This is a genomic window from Kitasatospora sp. P5_F3 (assembly GCF_054049135.1).
The window spans coordinates 1-373 of sequence record NZ_JBFUMY010000226.1 but is presented as its reverse complement, the minus strand read 5'-3'; the positions used below and the strand labels follow the sequence as shown (position 1 = coordinate 373).

Sequence of the window (373 nt, the reverse complement as noted above, 5' to 3'; positions counted from 1 at the left end):
TCATCCACTTCACCACAATCGGCTCGGCATCAGGTCTCAGCCTTAATGAGTGACGGATTTGCCTATCACTCGGCCTACACCCTTACCCCGGGACAACCACCGCCCGGGCTGGACTACCTTCCTGCGTCACCCCATCGCTCACCTACTACCCTGTTGGGTCACCGGCTCCACCACGTCCCTTYGTCCGAAGACTCCAGGCCGGCTTCRCGGGCTTAGCATTCAGAGGTTCGACGTTGGCGCTTCAAAGCGGGTACGGGAATATCAACCCGTTGTCCATCGACTACGCCTGTCGGCCTCGCCTTAGGTCCCGACTTACCCTGGGCAGATMAGCTTGACCCAGGAACCCTTGGTCAATCGGCGCAAGAGTTTCCCA

General features: G+C 59.2%; 1 rRNA gene. It reads right to left on the bottom strand.

The annotated features are described in order from the left end of the window. Positions 1-373: ribosomal RNA gene (locus tag ACXJMZ_RS37480) — 23S ribosomal RNA — on the bottom strand; the annotation flags it as partial.